We start from the raw sequence: 4,547 nt of genomic DNA, 5'->3' as shown, positions 1-4,547 counted from the left end.
TGATACTGGACCCAGGTGGGTCAGATTTACTTCGGCGAAGCCTTCGAATGTGGGTCAGGTTTCAGTCGGCGTTGACACGTATTCACGAGAGAGAGTGGCCTGCGCTGCTATTCCAGTCAAGCCCGGCAAACCTTCCCGCTCTTGCGGCGTCTTGTGCGATGCGCGAAAGCGCAGGTTCGACGTCGGCCATTCTTCGACTTACAGGAGACGAACATGGATTGCCCTTCATCGGTAGCGGAGGTATTCGATCGACGCGTCCAGCGGCGTGCAAAGCGACGCCAATTTTTTCGCAGTGCCGGCGGCTTAGGCTTGGGGCTAGTCGGTGGAACCATCCTCGGCGCATGCGGCGGAGGGTCGGGAGATAACGCCAACGCGGCGACGGGGCCAACTGACGCGGAGATCCTCAACTTTGCACTGAATCTCGAGTATCTCGAAGCGACGTTCTACGCCTATGCCACGACGGGAACCGGGCTGCCCGCGAATCTCATGACCGGCGCCGGCACGACCGGCAAAGTGACGCCCGGTCAGCAGATGTCCTTTTCGGATCCCGTGGTTGCAGCCTACGCCCGGGAAATTGCAAAGGATGAAGTGGAACACGTCGCGTTCCTTCGCACCGCGCTCGGCGGCTCGGCGGTCGCGATGCCCGCGCTCGATGTGGGCGGCACAGACCCCAACGGCGCGTGTTCACTCGCAGCACAAGCTGCAGGTCTCGCTCCCGCAGGAACGGTTTTCAACCCGTACCTGAACGACGACAACTTCCTGCTTGGCGCATTCATCTTCGAAGACGTGGGCGTCACCGCGTACAAAGGCGCCGCTCCGCTCATCAGCAACAAGACCTACCTCGAAGCGGCGGCCGGCATTCTTGCCGCCGAAGCCTATCATGCGGGTCTGATCAGAACGGTGCTGTACACCAAGGGCATCCAGACACCGAGCCTCGTGGCAGCGACACAGGCCATTTCGGATGCGCGTGACTCGCTCGATTCGTCGAGCGACGTCGATCAGGGCATCGCGGGCGTCAACACGCAGATCTCCAACATCGTACCGCTGGACAACAACGGCATCGCGTTCAGCCGCAGTTACGACGATGTGCTGAACATCGTCTACCTGAACAAGGGCGCGGTGGCGCAAGGAGGTTTTTTTCCGGCGGGCGTGAACGGCACGCTTCATATGAGCAGCGCGTTCTCATGAGGCAAATGACGTCATAAATCGGGATCGCGAGGCGCCTCGGATCATCGCCTTGAGAACCTCCAATCTACCAACTCGCTTACGCCGGCTTGATATTGGCCGCCTGCTTGCCCTTCGGCCCCATCTTTTCGTCGAACGTCACCTTCTGCCCTTCCTTGAGGAGATCCTCATCGCCACCATCGGGCGTGATGAAGCCGGAGATCTCCTATGCGCGAAGGGTCAGCAGGTGCGTGGCGTCTGCGGATCAGACTGATTCTCGGAGCGACGTTCATCGTTGCGGGCGCTGTGCTTCAGGCGCTGAACTTCCTTCATGTCGGATAGACGAGATCTCGAACCTCGAGGAAAGCGCGTTGCTTGAAAAACTCTCCACTCGCTCTCTGGTCGTCGGCGTCTGCATCGCCACAGCATCGGTGGTCGGTCCTTCGTTGCTCCGCGATCACGGCAGGCACCGCCTGGAAGTACAGGCGTGGTCGTCGCGACAGCGTGCGTCCGTCGCAACGGGCACGATAGGCACGGTTCACCGAGAGCCAAGCGGAGCTTCAACGTCAATGGGCAAATCTTCGGAGGAGGATCAGGAGACCGCACCGAACAGCACGAAGTTTCGCGTGCCCCCGAGACTGATGTTGAGCGATACCGATTCGTCATTGGACGAAGCGACCAAACCGCATACCGCAAATATCGTCGGGCGAGCGCAGAAACGACAAGCACCATCGATCACGCATTCGGCAGGAGCAACCATGAGGCTGAAACGAGAAAGAGAAAATAATCAGCCAGACGCGAAAGCGATGCAGAAGCCATCGCCAGAAGAGCACGACAGCGCGGCACAGATTGAGGCGCGATCGGAATCGCTCCTCTCCACTGCCGGGTCAGCCCGGAGCGATGACAACGTGGTCGAGACGACGGAAGACAAGGAGATACCGGAATCCTCCCGCTCAGCTTCAGCCAACGCCGACGTTCAGAATACCGTCGTTTCGACGTCATCTGTATCTGTGCCCGGTCCTAAAACCAGGAAAGAGGTGCAAGACGAATTGCGCAGAGCAAGGTCGAGCGGAGCGCTTCCGCGATTCGGAAATCCGGACCCCTACGGACCAGGCGGTTCACCGAGTTCGTCAAATGAATAGGTTCGGAGCAAATATGTTCACGCGAGCGCGTCGATTGAATGTGTCTTGGATCTAGATTCGCATGTTTCGCGCCGAATCGAGTGAGCATCGACGGCACGAACTCCTCGATTCGCGATTCAACGGAACCGGCAGGCCGATGAGGGGAATCCGCTGTTGGCAGTCAACGCATCTAGCGTCTAGGAATTGTTCATCGGGCACAGAAATTATTCTGCGCGGATACTTCAGGCAACCGTTGCCCCTGCCGTAAGTAAGTCATGAAAGCTCCAGAATTTACGAACAGTGCGTACGATCTTCGGGTTACAGACGCCGACCTCGCTCACCTGCGCACCATGGTGCAGGCCGAGAGTCGAAGTGTGTCGCCGGTGTTTCCGCTGCCTTATTGGCGCCGCCGCGTGGTCGTTGTTATGGCGACGAGGCATTTGCTTCCCGCGCAGCTAGCCGTGGCTAGCGCGCTACTTGCGCAAATCGATTGCGCTGCAGAGGTTCAGGTCGAATTGGCGAAATACGCCTGACTGCCGGGTCACTGGTGTGAGCAATGACTAACGCATCGTGCGCAATATGAGTTGGTCGAACGGGTTCATCGGGTTCGCGTATTCGCTCGCGAAAAGCCCTCGCGAATTGTGATCGTTACTGACGCTTCGACGCTTCCTTCTTCAGTTTCTTCGCTTCTTTCTTTTCCTTTGGCGTCTTGGTGGCGACCTTCTTTTCGGCCTTCTTAGCGTCGTGGGCTTTGCTCATGATGATTCTCCGATTTCGATGGGATGGAGGACGTCCAACGAACGCTATGCAAGCCGCAGGCCTGAACGCAGCGGAGCTACGATATACAAGCGGTGGCAAATCCACTGCAGTGCATACAGCAGCGCGAAAACTTGGTAGTTCACAGCTCTTCGTCGTTCAGCATCAGGCCGGACGGAGCGGTCGGCGTTAGGCACAGCATTATATCCGCGCCTTGGTCGTCGATCCGTGCACGATGAACGCGCATTGGGAGCCCTTTCAGGCTTATCTCAACCTGAGGCGCAGCGTGGGATAGGACGACGCGGTTATCAATGCGGTGCCAAATCTTGCCACGTTCATGGAACGCCATCGCGCTTCCCACCCTACGCACGGGACCACGGGCCAACTCCTCGTCGGGGCCCGGCGGTTCAGAAAAGACTGCACCGCCGAGTTCGCGGACCATCCGCGGCGAACTGCAACTGCCTGTCATGATCGATGGGTCGTGCGATTGTTCGGCTTTCCATCGATGACGCGCAACCACGGCTGATTTGGTTATCGCGCGCGCGCTCGAGTCCCGCGGTTAGCACTTTGGAAGTAGGTCAGCAGCAGCAAGGGCGCTGCTCCGGCAAAACCGTAGGAGTTTCCCTCTACTATCCCGCCCAACGTCACCAATGCGCTGACCATGAAAAAGAAGCTTTTCTGCCCGAGACTGAGCCTTCCGTACAAATCTTTCATAATCGGGGCGAAAAAAGGCCCGCCGGGACGGGCAAAGGTAATACCCAAACTGCGAGGATAGTTTTATCGACTGCCTCATCGCTCACAGTCGGTTAGCCCACGTTCGCCTGGCGGCAGTCTCGATCGCGAGCGTTCGAGCAAGGGCCGGAGAGCGCACCGCATTTCGCTGCTTTCTTACAAGGCTCGCGCAATCAATGGCCAGCGAAAGAGCCCGCTTCGTAGGCAGGTGATCGTCCGGTCCGTCAAGGACAGAGCGGTAGGACGTCTCATCGCACTGAAGAGCGATGGCCTCAGCGACTTGTCTTGAACGCTGCAGCTTCGCGACCTCGCGTGTGAGGACATCGTGAGGCCGTGACGCTGCAAGCAGCGTCGTTCGAGCGATTTCCGCGCTTCGCTTTCAAACCCCGCATGTAAGGGGTGAGCTGCGATCGCATGGACGATCGTCAGCATGCTCCTGACACGATGACAGGTTCATTGAACTCCAAGCGCTCCGAGCGAGGTCACCTATACGAGGCGCAGGTGTGCGATTAGTTAGGTAGTAATTCAGAATAACGACGAACTCATGTGCTTCAAGTAATCATTTTCCCAATTATTGACTCTGCCTCGACCGATCGCTATACGGGCGCCCTGGCGCGCCGCTGCAGTCTTTCCAGGAGGGACTCTGAGTTTTTCTATGACCAAACATCAATGGCGTCTCGACTATAATCCGAGAAGCTCGCATATCAACAATTGCAGGGAGCCTTACCCTATGAGTCAACCCCGCGGGCGATATGCGGGATCTCGAGACAGCGG

General features: G+C 58.0%; 3 protein-coding genes. 2 read left to right on the top strand and 1 reads right to left on the bottom strand.

All coding sequences use genetic code 11. The features are described 5' to 3' along the window. The first annotated feature begins 213 nt into the window (after positions 1–213). Complete coding sequence (locus AWB74_RS43390; protein WP_061152642.1) at positions 214–1,188, top strand: ferritin-like domain-containing protein; 975 nt, start codon at positions 214–216, stop codon at positions 1,186–1,188. A gap of 76 nt (positions 1,189–1,264) precedes the next feature. On the opposite strand, the gene AWB74_RS43385 is transcribed toward AWB74_RS43390, so the two are convergent. After that, the gene (locus AWB74_RS43385; RefSeq protein WP_407642555.1) at positions 1,265–1,387 is read right to left on the bottom strand and encodes a cold-shock protein; all 123 of its coding nucleotides are present in this window, start codon (positions 1,385–1,387) and stop codon (positions 1,265–1,267) included. A gap of 148 nt (positions 1,388–1,535) precedes the next feature. Here AWB74_RS43385 and AWB74_RS46230 point away from each other — a divergent pair, with 148 nt between their 5' ends. Next, entirely contained in the window at positions 1,536–2,306 is a 771-nt protein-coding gene (locus AWB74_RS46230; RefSeq protein ID WP_160110403.1) for a DUF4148 domain-containing protein, read from the top strand. Positions 2,307–4,547 lie beyond the last annotated feature (2,241 nt).

The sequence above is a fragment of the Caballeronia arvi genome (assembly GCF_001544695.2).
GTDB lineage: Bacteria > Pseudomonadota > Gammaproteobacteria > Burkholderiales > Burkholderiaceae > Caballeronia > Caballeronia arvi.
This window is presented reverse-complemented; position numbering and strand designations above follow the sequence as displayed.

Bases quoted from the DNA above. Each gene is read 5' to 3' on its own strand.
- AWB74_RS43390 (WP_061152642.1), top strand. From the start codon at position 214: ATGGATTGCCCTTCATCGGTAGCGGAGGTATTCGATCGACGCGTCCAG.